Below are 2,605 nucleotides of genomic sequence, written 5' to 3' on the forward strand. Positions count from 1 at the left end.
TTAAATCCCCTAATGCTGCCACAATCGCAATTAGGGGTGCGGTGTTGATGACAATCCGTTCAGGTTCAGGCATTTTCTAAATCTGATAATAATTCGGCTTCGGTGAGGTCAATCATCGGCACACCATACCGATGTAAAGAAAGCAGGAATGAGACTCTATCGATGCCAACTAATGCAGCAGCCATGCCGGACGATAAGCGTTTCATTTCAAAGAGTTTGATTGCCATTGCCCATTTTGCCTCTTGTTCAAACTGTTCTTTAGTTTGTTGCAGGGCATCAGGAAAGGTTTCTGGGTAGCTAATTGTGAGTTGGTGTGACATAGTATTTTCTTGAATAGGGGGATGCAAAGGGATTTCTCTAGTATTAAAAGATGATTCCCGTTCGACGCCAATTGTGTTTTATTAATACTAATACCAATTTTCCCGAATTTTATGCCATATCCCATCCCTTTGGGCAATAGCTGGGGAATGTATTCATTGCACGATTAGAATAGGACTTATGCAAAGCCTCTATTTGTAGTGGCGTGGCACACCTAATTTAGTAGATTAGCTTGGGTTCGTAGTAAGGGCTTTAGGCCTAGATTCGTGACAGTATAGGAGACTGATGGGATGGAACCAATTACCTGGGGATGGATTTTAGCCGCCGCTTTATCGGGGATTGTCGGAAATAAGGCGGATGTGGGGTTGGATACCTTGGGTAAGGGGTTGAAAGGGATGATGAATTGCCTCAAACCTGGAGATACGCCAATGCATCAGGAGATACAAATGGCGGTGGGGCGGGCGTTTTTGTTGGCGCAGCAAAGTTTGGTGGAAGACTGTCTGAGTGAATTGATGGGGAGGAAGGAGTATAAAAATAGTTGGGATTGTCCACCTCAATACAAAAATGAGATAACTTGGCTAAACCAAAAGTTAAAACGGCTAAAGGCGGATTTACAGAAGCAGGAATTGGGGCAATTTGGCGAATTAGCGGTGACACCTGTGGCTGATATTGACTCCCTGCTAACCCCAGATGGGGCGTTGGTTGGGGATACACTTGGGGTGGTACGTCAGCAATTGATGGTAGTCTTACAGCAGGAGAATGCGATCGCACTTTACCAAACCAAGGCTGTAACTCCCCAATTAGGCTTGTTTGAACGGATGTGTGCCTATTTTGCAGTGGAGATGCAGCAGAATCCGGTACTGCGGGAGATAATTCAGGGACAATTGCTGACTCAGATTAATGCCAATTTGAAACGCCAGCAGGTGACGGTTGAGGATATCGAAACCTCTCTGACAAATCTAGGGCGAGATATGGGTGAAATTAAAGGCTGGTTAGAACGTATCCATAACCAGTTATCCGCACATCCGGCGGTTCCGCTTCAGTTTCAATCCCTAATTGCGGAGAAGACAGAAGGATTTGTCGGGCGGGAGTTTGTATTTCGGGCGATTCAGGACTTCTTACAACAACAGCCTAATGGTTATTTTATTATTGAAGCTGATCCCGGTGTGGGCAAAAGTGCCATATTAGCCGAATATGTGCGACAGACCGGATGTGTGGCATACTTTAATGTGCGATCGCAAGGCATCAATCGCGCTGATGATTTCCTCAAGAGTGTTTGCCGTCAGTTAATTGAACGCTATCAGTTACCTTATGATTTGCCCTTACATCCAGAGAATACCCGCGATGGCAATTTCTTAGCGCGACTGTTAACCGAAATTGCCCCTCACTATTCCCCCGTCGTGATTGCAGTGGATGCGTTGGATGAGGTGGAGATGAAGAGTCAGACGGATGGGGCGAATGTTCTCTATCTCCCAGTGTCTTTACCCAATGGCGTTTATTTTATCTTGACAAAACGCCAGACGTATGTTCCGTTAACGGTGAATAAGCCCTACCTGTTTAATTTAATGGAGTATGGGGCAGAAAGTTTACAAGACGTACAGCGTTATATTGAGCAACAGGTTCAGAAAAAGCCCAGATTGCAACAGTGGGTAGAGAATCAGGGACAAGACACAGCCACCTTTATCACCACTCTGGCACAAAAGAGCGATCGCAACTTCATGTATTTGCGCTATGTCTTAGAAGATATCGAGTCTGGCGCGTATCAGGATTTAAATCTCGCCAACTTACCCCAAGGCTTGCAGCAATATTATTACCAGCATTGGCAACGCATGGGGATGAAGGATAAACCGTTACCGCGAACTAAGATTAGAATCGTCTATGTTTTAGCGGAAGCCCGGAAACCTGTATCATCGTTGCTGATTGCCCAATTTGCAGGAGAAGATGCGTTGACGGTGCAAGGAGTCTTGGATGAGTGGGAGCAGTTTTTGCGGAAGGAACGGATTGAAGGACAAACCCGTTATAGTATTTATCATGCCAGTTTCCAGGATTTTCTCCATCGTCAAGATATTGTCCAAGCGGCGGGGATAACCATTCGAGATATTAATGCCTTGATTGCCGATAATTTAGCCGAGGAATTGGGGTTGTAATAAAGTTTGTAGCGCTGTCTTCGCCATAAAAGCCCGCTTCATCTACTTAAAGCCCTGAACTAAAGTTCGGGCTAAAAGCTAAAACCCGTTAAAACGGGTTGACAAACTTCCTCAGTAAGCTAAATTACTTGATGTTTAAG

Annotated in this window: 2 protein-coding genes; one reads left to right on the top strand and one right to left on the bottom strand. The window is 45.1% G+C overall.

Annotation, left to right across the window (positions count from 1 at the left end; translation table 11 throughout):
* Positions 1–65 precede the first annotated feature (65 nt).
* Positions 66–320 (bottom strand): UPF0175 family protein, encoded by a 255-nt coding sequence (locus ACLFWI_RS29195; protein ID WP_446415841.1) that lies wholly within the window; start codon positions 318–320, stop codon positions 66–68.
* Positions 321–608: 288 nt separating this feature from the next.
* On the opposite strand from ACLFWI_RS29195, the gene ACLFWI_RS29200 reads away from it, so the two are divergent.
* On the top strand, positions 609–2,465 hold the full coding sequence (locus ACLFWI_RS29200; protein ID WP_446415842.1) for a hypothetical protein: 1,857 nt from the start codon (positions 609–611) through the stop codon (positions 2,463–2,465).
* Positions 2,466–2,605 lie beyond the last annotated feature (140 nt).

It is taken from the genome of Coleofasciculus sp. (assembly GCF_046539235.1).
Taxonomy (GTDB): domain Bacteria; phylum Cyanobacteriota; class Cyanobacteriia; order Cyanobacteriales; family Coleofasciculaceae; genus Coleofasciculus.

Coding starts and splice junctions, on each gene's coding strand:
- ACLFWI_RS29195 (WP_446415841.1), bottom strand. CDS start 320: ATGTCACACCAACTCACAATTAGCTACCCAGAAACCTTTCCTGATGCC.
- ACLFWI_RS29200 (WP_446415842.1), top strand. CDS start 609: ATGGAACCAATTACCTGGGGATGGATTTTAGCCGCCGCTTTATCGGGG.